Below are 18,053 nucleotides of genomic sequence, written 5' to 3'. Positions count from 1 at the left end.
TTTGCCCCGAACGCCCGCCTTTGAGGGTTGTTTGACGAGCTCGTGGGAAATGCCGGTCTGGGCAGACCACACGCTGCCGCTTAGCCGGTCGCCACTGCCTCTTTTATCGATAAGGCAATTTCATCTTCGCTGCGGCCGCCATTGATCGCGATACGTCCGGCGAAGACGAAGTGGGGTACTGACCGAACGCCCGCGGCCACTGATCTCGCCGCCTCCTGTTCGACGCGCCTGCACCAGGCGGGGTCGCAAGCGATCGCGTGGACTTCGGCGCGCTCGAACCCGTGGTCCACCGCGATATCGGCGAGCACGTCGGCATCGGCGATATTCCGCGCGCCGAGGAAATAAGCGCTGGAGATCGCTAATGCGAGCCTATGCTGTGTGCCGCGTTCGCGGGCAGCAAGGATGAGCGCATGTGCCGATTGCGTCGGATAGGCCCAAAGCTGCCGGCAGAGGTCGAGCGCCAGCCCGGAGGCCTGCGCCTCGGCCTCGGGCCGCGCGAACGCGGCCTTTGGATCGGTGACGCCGTAGCGTGCGCGCAGCAGGTCGGGAATGTAAAGCCCGGACGCCGGTGCATCCGGCATGAGCATCACCGGATGATGCCTGATATCGACGGCAAGGCCGGGGAAGCGCTCGGCCAGCACCTTGTCGAGTCGGTGTTGCCCGATGATGCACCAGGGGCAGGTGATTTCGGTAAAAAGGTCGATCTGCAGCATGGCGCCTTCCCATCAACCCTGCGGCAGCGGCGGGAGGATGATCTCGGCCCGGTCGCGTCTGGTGACGAGACCCCAGATCTCCTCGGCGACATCGTCGGGATCGAGCACCAGATATTTCGGATCGAGCGGCACGCCATTGGATGTCATGGCGCGAAGGCCGGTCGAGCGATCGAGGAACGCACCGATATTCACCGTACCGGCATAGACGCCCCTCTCCGCGACCTCAGCATTGAGGGTGAAGACGTAGTTGCGCGCCGCCGCCATCAGCGGTCCGACGCCGCTCATGCCCGGCATCGTGACCACTGCCGTCAGCCCGCCGACGATGACGACCGCGCCGTCGCCGCGCGCGAGCATGCCGGGCAGCACTGCATGCGACACCTCGACCGGCGCGAAGGTGAAGATATCGGCCATCGACCGCAGCCTTGCCGCGTCGAGTTCCGCCGCCGGCACAAAAGCCGCATCGGAGGGCACGGGCGCGTAGACGGCGACATCGATCGAGCCGAACCGATCCTCGATGGAGCGCACCAGCGTTGCGATGCCATCGACATCGGTGAGATCGGCCGGAAATGCCGCGGCCTCGATGCCGGCCTGGGCGAGCTCGGCCACACGCTCATCGAGCGGGCCGGCGCGGCGAGCGACAAGTGCTACGCGATAGCCTTCGCGACCGAACCGCATGGCCAGCGAGCTTCCGAGCCCGGTGCCGGCGCCGAAGAGGGCAATCGTTTTTCTGTCAGTCATAACTTACTCCTTGATGGCGGTATGTTTTACTGACCAGATATGATATGATGACTGCAATGTCGCAAGAACGCATATTTTCGAGGCCTAGTCACATGCATATGCCCACCCCGCCAACTATGCCCGGCACGGACCCCAGTTGCCGGAAAGTCAATGAGATCCTCGGCCGCATGGGCGACAAGTGGACGATCATGGCAATCACCATGCTGGCCGATCAGCCGCGCCGCTTCAACGAACTGAAACGGCTGATCGGCGGCATTTCCCAGCAGATGCTCACCCGCACTTTGAAGGCGCTGGAGCGCGATGGCATGGTGACGCGCAAGGTCTATCCGACCATACCGCCGCAGGTCGAATACAGCCTGACGGATCTCGGCCGCTCGCTTTCAGCGCCCCTGTTGCAGCTCGCTATGTGGGTGCTGGATCACCTGGGGGAAATCGAGGCGCATCGCGCCTTGCATGATGAAGGGGCAAGCTAGCCAAGGTAGCTAGCTAGCTCCTGCCCCTCATTGCGAGTGGTCTCAGTTGGCGGCCGTTTATGCAGCGCGACATAGCGAGAGGCAAAAACGGCTGCCGAGTTACTTTACCCTCGTAATTTCGCAATAGATGATGTTGCGGTTCTTTCCAAACCAGATGGATACATCTGTCTCTGCCTTGCTAGCGCTTGCATCGGCAATCATTTGCATGTCGTTTTCCGAACGCAGGAGCAGAGGCCAACTCATGAATGCTTCCATGTAGCCGTCGACTTCGATTTCCTGCGAGAAGTTCGCGAACAGGAAGGAGCCGCCGGGCTTGAGCATTTCAACACATTTGCGCGTCAGTTTGGCGGCAACCGGAAGCGTGAGGTAATCGTAGAGACCCGCAGCGTAGATGTAATCGAAATGTCCGAAAGCGTGCTTGTTGGAAAGCAGGCTCTTGACCGTGCCGTCCACCGCTTCGACGCATGTTCCGGCAAAATCGCGCGCAACCGTCCCCACGCTCAGCGGGTCCTGATCGAGCGCAATCCAGCGCCTGATTTTTCCTTCCCTAAGCGCAGTCGACAGCGTCGCTTCGCGAAGATGGCCCGATGCCATCGCCAAGACTTCGGCCGAGCCGGGTCGATCCTTGGCGTGCTCATCCACCCGTTGTGCGAGGATGTCGCGGCGTTCTCTCACCGCGACGGATGAGGACGCGTTTTTGGTGTATTCATATATCGCTCTGCCCAGCGCGGTGGATGCTGCGATTTCCGCCTCCACGATGGCATGACCATAAATGAAGTCGAGCAGATGCGCGTCACCGGAATAGCCCCGCGGTTTATCGAATGACCATTTCGTGAACGGATCCTGAAGCAGAAACTGTGCAACGGGATGGTTCTGCGCAAGGAAGACGATTTCGCTCCATATGCTGGCGTGAAACCGCCGGCGGATCTGATGCAACGCCTGCGATAGCCGGCTGACAATCGCATGAGGATCCACTTCGGATCGGAATTGTTGAAGCGATAAGTCGAGCGTGAGAGCAAGTTCCGCCTTGGCGATTACCATCTGGTCTGATGACGGAAGGTCGTCTGGCTTAGTCGGGCGAAAAATTTGTCCAGGTGCAATGAGACTCTCGCCGTCGAACTTAAAGCCTTGTGCCATTATGAACTCCGTTGACGCAATGTTAAGCATAAATATGTGGACGACAGAACGCGATTGGATTCTGCACGTCAAGAGGGTATTTCTAGCAGTACGAGCTAAATTTCGTGATTGACACGGACGGAACTTTTGGAAGCGGTGAACGCAGGTTTATCGGCAGCAATGCTCGGGAGGCATCGCCGCATGTTCTATGAGCAGTTATCTACAGAGCAGACCGCATCCGAAATTTCCGCAAAGGCTCCATTTGTAGACGGCGCTGTCCCGACAGAAAAACACCGTGGCTTTGCTTTGGAGATGAGGGCCGCCTACGCATCGGAAAACGATGCCGTCCGCCGGGAAGGCACGCGCAAGGGATTGTGGATGGCAGTCGTCGTCTATTTGGTCTTTGCCGCTCCCGATAGCTGGCTTATTCCCGATGTTGCGCCGCTGACAATCCTCATGCGGTTTGTCGTGGCGGCTATTGCGCTGCTGGCCTTTGAGACTTTGCGGTTGGCGAAGGCAAAGACCGTCTGGTTGGACAGCACTTGCGCATTGGCGCTGATCTTCGGCTATGCCGGCTGGCTTTATCCGGCTATCGCCACAGAATATGCGACGAGCATGTCATACTACATGATCTTCGGCGCGATTTTCATGATGGGCGCGAACCTGTTCTTCAGCTTCTCGTTTCGCCTGTCCGTCCTGACGTCCGGCACTGTATTGGCCGTGTTTTTTGCGGCTCTCTACAGTTCGTTTCCATCGACGCCGGCTTACCAGCTCGCTTTCGGACTATTTTACGTCTCGTGCTTCGTGTTCACGTCTTTCGTGAACTGGCGCCTGAATGTCGAGCGCTACAACGTTTTCCTGAATGCGGTGGAAGCGCGCCACCAGCATTGGGAGGCGGCAGAGCGCGGAAAGGCATTGCTGCGTCTTTCACACACGGATTACCTCACCGGCATCGAGAACAGACGCGCGATCGATCGGCGGCTGGATGAGTGCTGGAGCGCCTGGAAAGATAAGGGCCGCGAATTTTCCGTCATCCTGATCGACGTCGACTTCTTCAAGCGTTTCAACGACCGGTACGGCCATCAGGAAGGCGACCGCTGCCTGACGGTCATTGCCACGACGCTTCAGAAGCTGGTTGAGCGCCACGGAGGCATTATTGGTCGTTATGGCGGCGAGGAGTTCATCGTCGTCATGCCTTTGAAAGCGCAGGATGAAGCGATCTATATAGCGGGCAAAATTCGGCACCAAGTCGAGGCGCTCGCAATCCGACATGAAGAGCGGCCGGACGACACGCAGTTCGTAACGGTAAGTGTCGGCGTTGCTTTTATCAGCGAGCGATCCGCGGCAAAGGTGGAATGGCTTGTGCGTGAGGCCGACCTTGCGCTCTACAGTGCAAAAGCCTCCGGCCGCAATTGCGTTCGAATCTTTGATCCGGTGCTGCGGCGTCCGAACGAGGATGCCGGAAAATTGGTGCCGCTGCTGGCCGCAGCCATCGATCGGAGACTGGTATCGCTGGTCTATCAACCGATATTCGATCTCAGGGACGGGCAGATGAAAGCCGCCGAGGCTTTGATGCGGCTGCGCATGCCCGATGGAACCTCCGTGCCGCCAAGCGTCTTTATTCCGATCGCTGAGCGGACCGGATCTATTGTCGAATTGGGTCGCTGGGCGATCAAAACGGCATGTCAGGATATCCTGGCGTCCGACCGCATGGCCACGGTGAGCGTGAATGTCTCTCCGGTGCAGCTAAGATCTCCCGGCTTCGCCTCGAGCGTTGCAGCGATCCTCGAAGAAACTGGCGTCTCGGGGTCCCGGCTTGCATTGGAAGTCACCGAGGGCTTGGATATGGAGATGCAACCCGAGGTGCTGCAGTGTGTCGCCGATCTCCAGGCGCTCGGCGTCGAGATTTGGTTGGATGACTTCGGCTCCGGCTACGCCGGATTGTCATGGCTCCGGGCGATCGAGTTCGACACCGTCAAGGTTGACCGAACCTTCCTGCATGATTGTTCGGACGAGCGCGGGCTGACGATGTTACAAGACATGGTCGCCCTGATACGCAACCGGGGAAACACCATTCTGGTGGAAGGTGTGGAGACCGAGGCGCAGATGTCTGTCCTTCAGAGCCTCAGCATTGACCGGGTTCAAGGGTTTCATCTCGGCAAACCGGTGAGTGTCGATCTATTGCGGGCAAGTGCCTAGTACCTCTGAGCGAGCGGTCGACGAAGACTTCCTCGAAGTGTTATCGAAGATCGCAGCAGAGCGTCGATCGTATTTGCCGAAACTGTTCATTCTTTCTTAGTACTATACTTTAAACGCAGCTTTATAAGTTAGCGATATACGGATTTGAAACTGCCATGATGGCGGGTCGAACGCGAATGAACTGCGTCGTCTAGCCTGGGGTAGTTATTAGATGCTTCATACACTCCTTCGCTTCGCGCGGAGCAAATCCGGCAATTTCGGCACGATAACAGCACTCCTCGCCGTACCTTTGATCGGTGCGGCGGGCTTGGCGGTCGATATCTCGAACGCGCTCAGCTTGCGCAGCCAGCTCTATGCGGCTGCCGATGCGGCGGCGCTCGGAGCGATCGCGGAATCCTCAAGCGGCGTAGCGGCGGCCATGGCCATGTCTGGAGACGGCGTCGTGACAATCGGGCAGGACGACGCACGCAAGCTCTTCTTCGGCCAGCTCGCGAGCGATTGGAAGGGTGTTCCGGTGGATGTCGACGTCTCCGTAACGAAGGCAGCCAATATCGTAACGTCAAACGTCACGTTCCATGCGACTGTTCCAACGTCGTTTCTGCAGATCCTTGGCGACACGACCATTCCGATCGCCGGGGCAGCCACCGCGCAATACCAGACCGCCACCTTCATCGATTTTTACATGCTGCTCGACAATACCCCGTCCATGGGCGTGGGAGCGACCCCGACCGACGTCGCGACGATGCAAAAGAATACCAGCGACAAGTGCGCCTTTGCCTGCCACAACATGGATACGACGAACAACTACTACAATCTGGCGAAGAAGCTTGGGGTGAGCATGCGCATCGACGTGGTGCGCCAGGCAACGCAGAAGCTGACGGAGACGGCGACCACCAGCCGCTCGACGCCCGATCAATACAGGATGGCAGTCTATACGTTCGGCACACAGGCAGAGAAAGCACAGCTAACGACAGTGTCCGGCCTGTCGTCCGACATGGCGCAGGTCAAAAGCTATACCGACAATGTCGATCTCATGACCATTCCCTATCAAGGCTATAACAACGATCAGACGACCAGCTTCGACAACGCGCTCACCCAGATGAAGAGCAATATGGGCACGGGCGGCGGCGGCACAAGCAGCACCGATCGCGAAAAGGTTCTCTTCTTCGTAACGGACGGGGTTGGTGACAGCCAAAAGCCATACACCTGCACGAAGCCCTTGACCGGCAACCGGTGCCAGGAACCGATCGACACCTCCTTCTGTCAGCCGCTGAAGGATCAGAACGTCAAGATTGCCATTCTATACACGACCTATCTGCCGCTGCCGGCAAACAATTGGTACAATACCTGGATCGCCCCGTTTCAATCGCAAATCCCGACGCGCCTGCAAAGTTGCGCTTCGCCGGGCCTCTATTTCGAAGTCAATCCGACGCAGGGCATCGCCGACGCAATGAACGCGCTCTTCCTGAAAATCATCAGAAGCCCTCGCCTGACGAGCTGAGGTTTCACGCGATTTTTACCGATTTACAAAATCGCGATTCGCGGCGGGAACAATAGTCAGACTAGCGAGTTTGGTCAGCCGCCAGGGACACGCCTGGCCACTACCGTGCCCAAGGTGGTGTCATTTCCTATTGCCGTTGGCAGAGCCCTGTCCCTGCTAACGGCTTTTTTTGCTCCTCTTAGATTTTGACCAATCATTCAGCAGCAAAGCGTAGTCCGGCGTTCTCGACTGCCGTCGTGAAGGCGGCGCGCGCAGCGCCAATCGGCAGCTTTCCGTCATGGGCATCGAAGAGGGCTTGCACCGTCGCCTGAAAAGCCATCGTGCTGCGGTCGCCGGGCCACTCCTCGAACATGTACTGAGCTGCACTTTCGGTGCTGTTGATAATGAGATACCTGCCCGGAACGGAGGTTCCGACCTTTACTGTATCATCCCACCACTGGCGCTTCATCTTCTTCAATCCCGGGTCCCCGAACTGCGCCAGAAGACAATTGTTCCACGCTCGCAAGCAAACACCGACGATGACCCGCTTTTTCTTGCCCTGGCCGATCACACAATGACGACCCAGAGAGTGTCTGCAGCCCGGTGTAAGGACCAGCGAGGCTGGTGGGACTGAAAAAATCGCTATGCAGTTGTGAAGCATGATCGTGCGTTCCAATCCTTGCGCCCGCACGACAGAAAAGCTGCGCGGTCTCAACCTCAAGCTTTGGTAGTTGGTGACTTTCAGACCCTAGAGGTTTATTTATTATGGAGTAGCGGGATCGCTAAATTGAGGGAGGGCGGCATGTATAATCTGATCGTCTCCAGCAGAGAAGAACCGTGGGACGGAACGCCATTTGAAATCGATTTAAGCAGATGCATCAGCATCTTTGAGTACACAGAAAAAGCGATAGCCGATAGATTTGACGTAACGACAGAGGCGTCGCAGCTACAGCTCATGAGGCTGCCGACCATATTTGCTCACGAAACTTTCCGTGAGCGCGCTCCACATTTTGGCATTATCCGAGACATTGCCATTCGCCAGAAGCTGGTTCACATCGACTATGAGATTCAACCTCTTCCAAAGTTTCTGAGCTGGCAGGACATGACGGATAAGCATTTTATCCTCGACCTTGGCGATTGGGAAATGAACCGCACGCATTGGGCGGTTAAGGACACGAATTTACCCAAAGAACTGCAGCGACTGGGAATTACCCTGCCCTCCTGGACGAACCCCGTGGGGCGCGCGATAAACATAAACTCGCATCGCTTCGATGTCGGTTTGTCGTTTCCCGCTGAAGCAACGGGCCTGGTTGCAAAAGTTGCAACTCAGCTTGAAAAGAACATTGGGCCCCACTCTTACTTTTATGACTACAATTACCAGGGACAACTGGCGAGGCCGACAACCGACCTTCTGCTGCGGGACATCTACCAGAACCGTTCCAAGCTGATCGTCATATTCATCGGCTCCGACCATCAGTCCAAGACTTGGTGCGGTATCGAATGGAACACTATTCAGCAAATTGCTGCTCAAAGAGCGCATGACCGCGTTATGTATGTTCGCCTCGACCATGGCGACGCGGAGAGCGATCTTGGAACTGACGGGTACCTGGATGCGTGGGAATTCAGCCCGAGCGAAATAGCGGATGCAATTGCCCAGAGAGTTCAGTTTCTCTAGAGCGGTTCAGCGTTTCACGGAGTAGCTTTCCCGCTCTATCTCTTTGTTCTTACGCATTCCTGACGGAAAACCGCTGCACAGTTTTCCTGGAATTGCTCTAGCCGGCAGATCCGCCGCCCTCGATTTGTCCATCATGAGGAGCCGCGAACACGCGCCGATATCGAACCGGTATCGACGTGTGCTTTATGACGCCGCACGCCGATTCTTCTCATAACTGCGTCCGAGATCGTATTTCGGCAGGACGCCAAAAGCAGCACGATACTCCTGAGAGAAGCGGCCCTGATGTATAAACCCCCAGCGGCGCGCGATTTCACTGACCGTCGCGGATGGCATGGCCGTCAACAGATCTTGGCGTGCGCCATCAAGGCGGAGCTGTCGTAGGTAAGCCATTGGGGTGACATTCAAAAATCGTCGAAAATTGATCTGCAGCGCCCGCACGCTGACACCCGCTGCCGCTGCCATGTCCGTGATCGTGATCGGCATTGCGATATGCGCTCTGGCGAACTCCAGCGCTCTTCGAAGCTGGCGAGGGGCAATTGTCTGCACCCGCGATCCGGTGTCCGAAAGCGTATGGGGCAGATTCTGCACCATCAGCAGACAGAACATCTCTTGGAAGCTAGTCAGGGCAATAGGAGAAATCTCGAGATTTTGATCGGCGCAAATCTCATCTCGGAAGAACCGCATGAGCTTGAAAAGATGCGCCGCCGGTCCCGCCGTCAGGTCCTGCAGGGGAACGAATTCGAAATCGACAGGCGGCAGACGTTCGAAGGTGCTGGTCAGGGCCGCGTGTACCGCGCTCCTCGGGACGCAAAATCCTTCGGCAACGGAGCCTGCGTGAATATTCACCGCGGAATAGCGGTCGGCCGTCGTCAGCAGTCCCGTGCAGGGCGTGATAGCATGCCTTATGCCGCCTGTTGCCAGATCGTAGCAGGTTCCATGCTCGAGAAAAAACATGAAGTCATCATTCTCGATCGTGACGGAAAAGGCGCGGTCCGTTGAGCTCGCCCCCACCCAGCCCACCAGCTCGCCAGCGCCATGAACACCGAATGAGAAGAGACCGCGGCTGTCGGTACTGAGAGGCCGATAGAAATTGTCCTGCTTTTCGCCAGTAAGCCATTCGGAGACTTCACTCGTTGTGAGTGACGTCGCCTCGAGTTTAAGCGTCAAAATTTCGGTCAACTTGCCCTACCCAATTCTCTGATTTTGTCGCGGTTAGGCCCCCATCTGCGTCTAACGAGAAATTGATTTGACATCAAACAGGCTTTTCAATGTCGACGACGTTTGGGGCAATAGGGTTTTGTAATGACGGCCTCGCATAAGCACGCATAACGTTTAGTTTATGACCTATTGCCACATTTTGCGGTTGCTCTATGTATCGCTTAAAGGTCAATGCATAGTTCAATGGCGCAGACATATTCCACGCTGATGTTCAGTTTCTCGACGCTCGACTTTCCTGAAAAAGATCGGTTTCACGCTTGGGTCAGAGACAATCACTGCGATTGCATCTTGCGGAGCGATGATTCCATTGCGTTCAACGCCGAAGCAACCGGCGCTGCTCTCGGTCCTCTTATCTTGTCCGGGAGACGGTGGCTCAATCGGACCCGGTCTTCGGCTTATGAAATCAATCGAAGCGGGCGGCACATACGGACCGACGGTCAGGATTTTTTTCGGTTCACCTTGATGGTGAGTGGCCGATTTTTGTGTCGATGGAACACGCCTCAACCCATAAAAGCGGCGGGGGATCTGTTCGTCCTTGACGCCGCTCAGGTGAACGAAGGCCTGGTCGAGGCTGGCGACGTGATCTCTTTGGTGGTGCCGAGAGATCTCCTGCCGCACCGGACCGCGCTTTTGCACGGGCAGACGCTGCAGGGTGGCGTCGCTCGTCTTCTTGGCGACCATCTGCTTTCGCTGTTGCGAAACCTCGCAAGCCTTACCGAGCATGAGATTCCCTATGTCGTTCAATCGACCCTGCAGCTTCTGACCGCCGCAGTCTCCCCGACACCGGATGCTTTGGTTGAGGCGAACGGTCCGATCCGAAATGCGCTGCGTGAGCGGATCCTGCGCTACATCGATACGCATTTGCTGGATGTCGATCTGACGCCCGATCGGATCTGCCGGGAGGTCGGCCTGTCGCGGGCAAAACTCTACCAATTGTTCGAAGGCAGCGGCGGTGTCATGCGGCAAATACAGCGCCGCAGGCTGCGTCGCGCCCACCAAGTGCTGGCAGACCCCAGCCGGCCGCAGGCGCATATCGCCGAGATCGCCTGGAGGCACGGCTTCTCGAACGAGAAATACTTCTATCGTCTGTTCACGACCGAATTCGGCCACACCCCCGGCGAGACGCTGGAGAACATTCGCGCCGGCGCCGCGCTGAAACACGCCGCTCCCCATCGTCAAGACCATGTCAATCGGCTTTCGGGTTGGACATTGCCGTTCGGTGTGCCGGGCAATTGAAAATAGCCGATCGCATGCGGTGCAGGATCGTCCATAACAAGTGCACTTGCGTTTAGATTTCGGAAATCCACTGTAATCGGCCACGGCGCCACGTTATGCGAATATCCCGACTCCAATAGAGGTCCCATCATTGCTGGACAGCATGCCGCAAACGACGGCCAGGCCGCGTCGGATTATCAACAGAGGACGTTTCGCTTTGCATAAGACAATTCTGTACGCTTTCGCCTTTGCCACTATCTCCCTCAGCTCCGCCCATGCCAGTCCATGCTCGCAGCATTATCAAAGCAGCGGCGTTCCCCTCGTAACCGCTGTGACCTACAAGACCTGGATGGAATTCCCATCGGTCAACCCCACTGTTGCCTTTGACAAGGTATCGCGAGCGGTCCTGGCGGAAGGCTTTGTCGATGTGAATGCCGAGAAACAACTCGGCACGCTGACGGCCCAACAGGAAACGACCGGATCCGGACGTCCACAGACTTTGCGAGTCGTCGTCAGGAAAAGCGGCAAGGGCAGCCGCGTCGATGCTCTTTTCATGGTGCCGCAAGGACAAGTTGCTCCCAGCATGAGCGACAACCTTTGCCGCGTCGTCAACTCTGTGGCCGATTGAGCGCCTTTTCTCGACGGTCATCGTTCCAGGAACGGCCGGCGTACATCTCCGGCGGCCCTTCTGAACGGGCCGCCATCGCCTCAGTAGAAGCTTACGCAACTGCCTGTGCGCCTGTTATCTCCACCAATGAGCCGCACATAAACTCCGCTTCGTTCGAGGCGAGGAAGGCGACGAGCGCCGCCACTTCTTCCGGCTTGCCGATCCGGCCGAAGGGAACCAGCCTGTCCAGGTCGGCGATGGTGCGGCCCGAACGAATGACGCCGGCCTCCAGCATCGGGGTGTGAATTTCACCCGGGCAGACGGCGTTGACCCGGATTTTGTGGGGCGCGTAGTCGCGTGCGAGATTCTGGGTGAAGGAGGCGACAGCGGCTTTGGTAACGTTATAGGCAATATGGTTCGGCGCGGGATGGAGACCCCATTGCGAGGCCGTGTTGACGATTGCTCCGCCGCCTGTCTCGATCATATGTGGAATGACCGCTTTGCAGAGATGGAACATGGAATCGATGTTCACCGCGAAGCTCAGCCGCCAATCCTCCTCCGTAACGGAAAGCAGATTGCCGCGGCGGTTGATCCCGGCATTGTTGCAAAGAATGTCGATATGCCCCTTCCTGCCGATAACCTCCGCGATGAGTTCGCGGCAGGACTCGCCGTTGGCGATGTCCGCCACGATGGCTACCGCCTCTCCATGGGCTGCCTCAATTTCCGCGACGACAGTGCTGGCGGCATCACCGTTCATGTCGGTGACCACGACATAGGCGCCCTCGCTTGCCAGCCGCTTGGCGATCGCCGAGCCGATGCCTCCACCTGCACCCGTTACGATCGCAACCTTGTTTTCAAATCGCTGCATTTTCTATCCCCCTATCGAATGTAGCTGCCGCCATTGACGTCGAGCGTTGCGCCGTTGAGCGAGCGCTGGGACGGCCGGAGAACAAAGGCAGTCAGTTCCGCGACTTCCTCCGGCAACGCCATAGCGCCGATGGGAATGTCGGCGACGGCGGCCGCCTCGCCATTCTTGGCGATGAAGTCCTCGGCCATGTCGGTCCGTATCCAGCCGGGAGCTATCGCGATGGCCGTCACGCCGTCCCCGCCGAAACTCCGCGCGATGGACTTGGTGAGATTGATCAGCGCCGCCTTCGATGCGCCATAGGCCATCGCGTCGGCAGAATAGCCGCGCTGACCCGCGCGGCTGGCGATATTGACGATCCGTCCGCCGCCATTTTGCTTGAAATGCAATATGGCGTTGCGGCTGAGGTCGGCAGCAGCGAACAGGTTGACCTGGAATTCGCCTTGCCAGGCGGAATGCCAAGTCTCCAGGCTGTCGGTCAGGGCGACCTCCGTGCGGATGCCCGCGGCATTCACCACGGCATGAATACGTCGCGCGGCATGCACTGCCTTGCTCCATAGTTCTTCCGGACCTTCTCGCGAGGAGAGATCTCCCTGAACCACGTGTCCTTTGCCACCGATCCTTTCGAGCAGCGCATGGGCGGCTGCCTCATTCCGAGCGAAATGGATGATCGGCGTCGCGCCTTCAGCCGCCAAGCGTTCGACGATGGCTTGGCCCAAGCCGCCGGATGCTCCGGTGACCAGGACATTCATGCGATCTAGCGGATTGTCCATAACCATGCCTTCTCCCAATTCACTTGATGTACCAGCCCCATGGCTCTTCGCTGACGAAACGGGTGATCTGCTTGGTTTCGAGATAGTTTTCGAGGCCCCAGCGACCCAGCTCGCGGCCAATGCCCGACTGTTTGTAGCCGCCCCATGGCGCCTCGGTGAACGTCGGTTGCGAGCAATTGATCCAGACAATGCCGGCACGCAGGGCCGCCGCGACGCGGTCGGCGCGGGCGTCGTCCTTCGACATGACGGCAGCGGCGAGACCAAACCTGCTGTCATTGGCAAGCGCCACGGCTTCATCTTCCGACTTGAACGGTCTTACGCAGACGACCGGGCCGAAGATTTCCTCCTTCCAGGCATCGCTGTCGAGAGGCACGTCGGTGAGGACGGTCGGCTCGACATAGTATCCCTTGTTGAAACCCGCGGGACGCCCGCCGCCAACCGTGACCTTCGCACCATCAGTACGAGCGTTCTCGATTGCGGCCAGCACCTGGTTCATCTGCTTCTCCGACACCATCGGCCCGAGCAGCACGCCCGGTTCCTGGCCATCGCCGATCTTGATCTTCTTCGTCTCCTCGACAAGGCGGTCCATGAACCGGTCATAGATGCCTTCCTGGACGAGCACACGCGACGTCGCCGAGCAGACCTCGCCCTGATTCCAGAAGATGCCGAACATGACCCATTCGACCGCCGCGTCGATGTCGGAATCATCAAAGACGATGAAGGGCGACTTGCCGCCAAGCTCAAGGCTGACGCGCTTGATGTCGCGCGCCGCCGCCTGCATGATCCGTGAGCCGACAGGCCCCGAACCGGTGAAGGCGAGCTTGTCGACATCGGGGTGGTCGACCATCGCCTGGCCGGCCACCGAGCCTGCACCCGTCACGATGTTGAGGACGCCCGGCGGCAGGTCGGCAGCTTGTGCGATCGCGCCGAGTTCGAGCGCCGTCAGCGAGGTCAGTTCGGCAGGCTTGAGGACCATGGTGCAGCCCGCAGCCAGCGCCGGCGCGACCTTCCAGGCGGCCATCAGCAATGGGAAGTTCCAGGGAATGATGGCGGCGGCGACGCCGACGGGCTCCTTGACCGCCTTGGAGACGAAACGGCCGTCGGCGAGCGTGATTGCTTCCTCCGGCTTTTTGTCGAGACCCTCTGCGAGGTCGGCATAGAAATCAAAGCAACCGGCAGCATCGGCGATGTCCCACTCGGCTTCCGGCAAAGGCTTGCCGTTGTCTATGGTTTCCAGCCGTGCCAGTTCCTGCAACCGATCGCGGATACCGGCGCCGATCGCCCGAAGGTATTTTGCCCGTTCGGTGCCGGGCATCTTTGGCCAGGGACCCTGATCGAATGCGTGCCGCGCCGCCCGGACGGCAAGCTCGACATCTTCCGCCGTGCCCAGCGGGCCATGATGAACGACCTCTTCGGTCGCGGGATTGACGATCGGGAAGGTGCCGCCTTTGAGGGGGCGCGTCCATTGCCCGTCGATATAGAGTTCCGTGCGCATTGGTGTTTCTCCCGTGTTGAACGTGTCAGAAGCGGTCGACGCGATAAGGCCTGATGTCGAGCGGCGGCGGCGCGCCCGTGGCAAGATCGCCGATGATGCGGGCCGTGGTCGCCGCATAGGTCAAGCCAAGATGCCCGTGGCCGGTGGCGTAGAGGAGGTTGGTGATCTTGGCAGAGCGACCAATGATCGGAACCGTGTCGGGCAGTGCGGGTCGGTGTCCCATCCACTCACTGGTGCCTTCCACTTTCAGGCCGGGGAGAGCTTCGCGAGCGCGCTTAACCAGTACTTTGGCACGCTGGTAGTCCGGCAAAGCATCCAGCCCTGCCATCTCGACGGTCCCGCCGACACGCAGGCCACCGGCGGTCGGGGTCACCATGAAGGCTTTTGCAGGCCAGATGATCGAATGACGAAGACCAAGTCCGGGGGACATGATTTGCGTATGGTATCCGCGCTCGGTCTCAAGCGGGATCGGCTCTCCGAACTGTTTCGATATGCGCGCCGTGAAGGCTCCGGCGCAGAGCGCGAGCTGGTCCGTGCCGATGGCACGGCCATCTCCGAGCCTGACGGCATCCACACCCGAAGCCGAACGGTCGAATCCAGCGACATCGCCCTTGATGAATTTCCCGCCAAGTTCCTTGAACTTGTCGAATATGCCGACCACCAGCTTGTAAGGATCGCGAATGGAACGGTTGTCAGGGAACAGGACCGCCCTGGCAATCCGGTCACTGATCTCCGGCTCCAGTGCGTGGATATCATCTCGTCCGAGATGCCTGTGCGCAAAGCCGAAGCGTTCGAGGATTTCGATATGGTCGCGGTCGGCGGCAAGTTCGGCATCGTTGGCGTAGAGCGCGAGGCACCCTTCCTCCGTCAGCATGTCAGACAGGCCCGTGTCTCGAAGGAGCGGAAGCAAATCCTCGTAGACACGCTTGCATAGTGCGGCTCCCTGCCCTTCGAGCTGCCTCAGCTTGGATTGCCTGCTGGCGGCCAGGAAGCGCGCGAACCAAGGCGTGAGTTTCGGCATGTAGGACGGCCGTACCCTCACCGGCCCTTCCGGATCGAGCAGCCATTTCGGCATCTGTTTCCAGATGGCGGGGCGCGACGCAGGCATGAACTCGGTGACGGCGATGGAGGCCATGTTGCCGAACGAAGCACCCCGGCCCGGCTCGTCCCGGTCGACAATGATCACTGACTTGCCGCGGCGCTGAAGCTCATAGGCGATGGCAACGCCGATGATACCCGCTCCGACCACCACAAGGTTCCGTTCCGACTTCATATTCTCAACTCTCTCCGGGAGGCTTTCTTAGACGGTGGTCATCCAGGTGTCGGCCACCGTGAAACCCTGCTGATAGGGGTCCGTCGGATCCATGCCCATCTGGTAGAAGCCGGTGATCCAAGCCTGTCCTGCGATGGCGGGAACGACGGCATCGTAGCGGCCGACCTTCGCCAGCCCATCAATGGTGCAGGTAAACCTGCTGCCCGTGATCGATTCATGGATGAGGGTTTCTCCCTCCTTCATAAGACCCTTGGCATGCAGCAATGCGAGCCTTGCCGACGAGCCCGTGCCGCAGGGCGAGCGGTCGCAGCGGCCCGGCGAAACGACGACGCAATTTCTTGAGACGAGTTGCCCGTTCTCGCGCCGCAATGGCCCCATGAATTCGGTATTGGTGATCCCCGGAATGGCGGGGTTTTCGGGATGCTCGACGGCGAGCTGTTCGGCGGCCGCGAACTTCAGCTTCTGGCCAACTTCGCAGAGATCGCGCGCTTCGGATGGATCAATCGCAAAGCCGAGATCGGCGGCATCGACCATGGTGTAGGTCATCCCGCCATAGACGATGTCGACGCGCACGCTACCAAGCCCGGCGACCTCGATGTAACGGTCGATGTGGTAGCAGAACGCCGGCTGGTTCACGAGGCGGACGCTCGTCACCTTACCGTCCGAGCATTCGCACCGAACGCGGATCAGGCCTGCCGGCGACTCCAATGTCAGGTTGGTGACGGGTTCTTGCATCGGCAGGATCCCCGTTTCCAGAAGAACCGTCGCCACGCACATCGTATTCGACCCGGACATGGCAGGGTACTCGGTCGTCTCGAGGATGACGTAGCCCATATCCGCATCCGGGTGGTTCGACGGCAGGACGATGTTGGCGTTGTGCCAGACGGCGCCGCGCGGTTCGAACAGGACCATCTTGCGGATGTCGTCCATCTGAGCTTCGAGATGGAGCTTCTTGTCGAACATCGTCTTGCCCGGCACCTGGCCGACTCCGCCGACGATGACTTTGCCGCTTTCGCCCTCGGCATGGCAATCGACCACGGACAGGACTTTCTTGAAGCGCATCTCAAATCTCCCCCGAATACCAATGAAATCGCGGAGCGGCAGCACGCCACTCCGCAACGTCGGTTACCAATTCAGGATCGGTTGCATCGCCGCCTTGAATTCCGCCTTCTCGGCATCGGTGAGCGGGCCGAGCGGCGCGCGGCATTCGCCGACGGGCATGCCCTGCAATTCGCAGCCATATTTGATCTTCTGCACGAACTTGCCTGACTCGAGGATGTTCATGGCGCGGTAGAGCGTCTTCATCATCTCGCGGGCCTTGCCGAGGTCTCCCGCCTTATAGGTGCGGTCGAGATCGCAGCATGCCTTGGCCATGCAGTTGGACGGGCCGCAAATCCAGGATTCGGCGCCCCAGAACATAAAGTCGAGCGCAATGTCGTCCGAGCCGCTGACGAGCTGGATCTTGCCCTCGTAGCGGCTGGCGATGTCGACGGCGCGCTGCAACACGCCGGAGCTTTCCTTGATGCCAATGACGCGCGGATTGTCAGCGAAATGGTCCATCAGTTCGAAGCTGATGTCGGAACCGTCCTTTGCCGGATAGCTGTAGAGGACCAGATTGACATCGACCGCATCGAGCACCGTTTCGTAATGCTTGATAAGCTCTTCCTGGGTCGGGCGGGTGTAGAAGGGCGGTGCGAGCAGGACCGTGTCGTAGCCGATATCCTTGGCCATCGCCGTCTGCTCGATCACCTCGCGGGTGGCAGGCGCATTGGTCCCGGCAATCAGGATTTCACCTGGCTTGGCAAAATCGCGGACGAACTTCAGAACATCGCGCCGCTCTTCGTTGGACTGGCTGAAATATTCCCCGGTCGAGCCATTCGGAACCCAACCGGTTACCCCCGCTTCGCGCAAATGGGCGAGAAGCTTCTCGAAGGCCTTGAAGTCGATCCTGTTGTTCTTGTCGAACGGCGTGACGAGAGCGGGCATGACGCCTGAAAGTTTCATTGGGTGTCTCCGGTTTCAATAATTGGGCACGTGCGACTAGTACGCGCTCCCGGCGCGGTGTCGTACTCGACAGGAAGCGGCCGAAGACATCGGACCTTACGGACCAGCGAGCGGCTGAATTCTGTCGTCTCGATGTCGACTGAATATTTATGTCGTCTTGATGTCGACAAAGTCAAGCATAAAAATTAGCATGCCGAACGCTATCCAAC

General features: G+C 58.7%; 17 protein-coding genes. 6 read left to right on the top strand and 11 right to left on the bottom strand.

The features are described from left to right. Window positions 1-80: 80 nt before the first annotated feature. Window positions 81-713, bottom strand: coding sequence for a DsbA family oxidoreductase (locus tag N2601_RS20510; protein ID WP_104826111.1), 633 nt, complete (start codon window positions 711-713; stop codon window positions 81-83). 12 nt (window positions 714-725) lie between these two features. Beyond that, on the bottom strand, window positions 726-1,451 hold the full coding sequence (locus N2601_RS20505) for an SDR family NAD(P)-dependent oxidoreductase (RefSeq protein WP_104826110.1): 726 nt from the start codon (window positions 1,449-1,451) through the stop codon (window positions 726-728). A 92-nt stretch (window positions 1,452-1,543) separates the two neighbouring features. Here N2601_RS20505 and N2601_RS20500 point away from each other — a divergent pair, with 92 nt between their 5' ends. Continuing rightward, window positions 1,544-1,924: a winged helix-turn-helix transcriptional regulator gene (locus N2601_RS20500; protein ID WP_104826109.1), complete on the top strand. Its 381-nt coding sequence runs from the start codon at window positions 1,544-1,546 to the stop codon at window positions 1,922-1,924. A gap of 99 nt (window positions 1,925-2,023) precedes the next feature. Here N2601_RS20500 and N2601_RS20495 read toward each other — a convergent pair whose 3' ends face one another. Continuing rightward, entirely contained in the window at window positions 2,024-3,061 is a 1,038-nt protein-coding gene (locus N2601_RS20495) for a class I SAM-dependent methyltransferase (RefSeq protein WP_104826108.1), read from the bottom strand. A 291-nt stretch (window positions 3,062-3,352) separates the two neighbouring features. On the opposite strand from N2601_RS20495, the gene N2601_RS20490 reads away from it, so the two are divergent. After that, window positions 3,353-5,239: a putative bifunctional diguanylate cyclase/phosphodiesterase gene (locus N2601_RS20490; protein WP_245464218.1), complete on the top strand. Its 1,887-nt coding sequence runs from the start codon at window positions 3,353-3,355 to the stop codon at window positions 5,237-5,239. Window positions 5,240-5,450: 211 nt separating this feature from the next. Next, window positions 5,451-6,740, top strand: coding sequence for a TadE/TadG family type IV pilus assembly protein (locus N2601_RS20485; protein WP_260304673.1), 1,290 nt, complete (start codon window positions 5,451-5,453; stop codon window positions 6,738-6,740). A 193-nt stretch (window positions 6,741-6,933) separates the two neighbouring features. Here N2601_RS20485 and N2601_RS20480 read toward each other — a convergent pair whose 3' ends face one another. Continuing rightward, window positions 6,934-7,395 carry a DUF982 domain-containing protein gene (locus N2601_RS20480; protein ID WP_260304672.1) on the bottom strand — a complete coding sequence of 154 codons (462 nt, stop codon included), beginning with the start codon at window positions 7,393-7,395 and terminating at the stop codon, window positions 6,934-6,936. A 126-nt stretch (window positions 7,396-7,521) separates the two neighbouring features. On the opposite strand from N2601_RS20480, the gene N2601_RS20475 reads away from it, so the two are divergent. Beyond that, complete coding sequence (locus N2601_RS20475) at window positions 7,522-8,394, top strand: TIR domain-containing protein (protein WP_260304671.1); 873 nt, start codon at window positions 7,522-7,524, stop codon at window positions 8,392-8,394. Window positions 8,395-8,577: 183 nt separating this feature from the next. Here N2601_RS20475 and N2601_RS20470 read toward each other — a convergent pair whose 3' ends face one another. Further along, on the bottom strand, window positions 8,578-9,573 hold the full coding sequence (locus N2601_RS20470; protein ID WP_104826103.1) for a helix-turn-helix transcriptional regulator: 996 nt from the start codon (window positions 9,571-9,573) through the stop codon (window positions 8,578-8,580). A gap of 210 nt (window positions 9,574-9,783) precedes the next feature. Between N2601_RS20470 and N2601_RS34240 the strand changes: the two genes are divergently transcribed. Both N2601_RS34240 and N2601_RS20460 read left to right on the top strand, forming a co-directional pair. Further along, window positions 9,784-10,848 (top strand): helix-turn-helix domain-containing protein, encoded by a 1,065-nt coding sequence (locus N2601_RS34240; RefSeq protein WP_311319455.1) that lies wholly within the window; start codon window positions 9,784-9,786, stop codon window positions 10,846-10,848. Window positions 10,849-11,044: 196 nt separating this feature from the next. Beyond that, entirely contained in the window at window positions 11,045-11,455 is a 411-nt protein-coding gene (locus N2601_RS20460) for a hypothetical protein (RefSeq protein WP_260304670.1), read from the top strand. Window positions 11,456-11,546: 91 nt separating this feature from the next. Here the strand turns inward: N2601_RS20460 and N2601_RS20455 are convergent, their stop codons facing one another. The 6 genes from N2601_RS20455 to dapA all read right to left on the bottom strand — a co-directional run bounded on the left by N2601_RS20455 (window position 11,547) and on the right by dapA (window position 17,844). Then, window positions 11,547-12,302 (bottom strand): SDR family NAD(P)-dependent oxidoreductase, encoded by a 756-nt coding sequence (locus tag N2601_RS20455; protein WP_260304669.1) that lies wholly within the window; start codon window positions 12,300-12,302, stop codon window positions 11,547-11,549. 11 nt (window positions 12,303-12,313) lie between these two features. Further along, entirely contained in the window at window positions 12,314-13,072 is a 759-nt protein-coding gene (locus N2601_RS20450; RefSeq protein ID WP_260305277.1) for an SDR family NAD(P)-dependent oxidoreductase, read from the bottom strand. A gap of 19 nt (window positions 13,073-13,091) precedes the next feature. Further along, on the bottom strand, window positions 13,092-14,567 hold the full coding sequence (locus N2601_RS20445) for an aldehyde dehydrogenase family protein (protein WP_260304668.1): 1,476 nt from the start codon (window positions 14,565-14,567) through the stop codon (window positions 13,092-13,094). A 25-nt stretch (window positions 14,568-14,592) separates the two neighbouring features. Further along, window positions 14,593-15,840 carry an NAD(P)/FAD-dependent oxidoreductase gene (locus tag N2601_RS20440; protein ID WP_260304667.1) on the bottom strand — a complete coding sequence of 416 codons (1,248 nt, stop codon included), beginning with the start codon at window positions 15,838-15,840 and terminating at the stop codon, window positions 14,593-14,595. A gap of 27 nt (window positions 15,841-15,867) precedes the next feature. Next, entirely contained in the window at window positions 15,868-16,902 is a 1,035-nt protein-coding gene (locus N2601_RS20435) for a proline racemase family protein (protein WP_260304666.1), read from the bottom strand. A 63-nt stretch (window positions 16,903-16,965) separates the two neighbouring features. Then, window positions 16,966-17,844, bottom strand: coding sequence for a 4-hydroxy-tetrahydrodipicolinate synthase (gene dapA, locus N2601_RS20430; protein WP_260304665.1), 879 nt, complete (start codon window positions 17,842-17,844; stop codon window positions 16,966-16,968). Between the last annotated feature and the right edge of the window lie 209 nt (window positions 17,845-18,053).

The organism is Rhizobium sp. CB3060 (assembly GCF_025200735.1).
In the GTDB taxonomy this organism is placed as follows: Bacteria; Pseudomonadota; Alphaproteobacteria; order Rhizobiales; family Rhizobiaceae; genus Rhizobium.
This window is presented reverse-complemented; position numbering and strand designations above follow the sequence as displayed.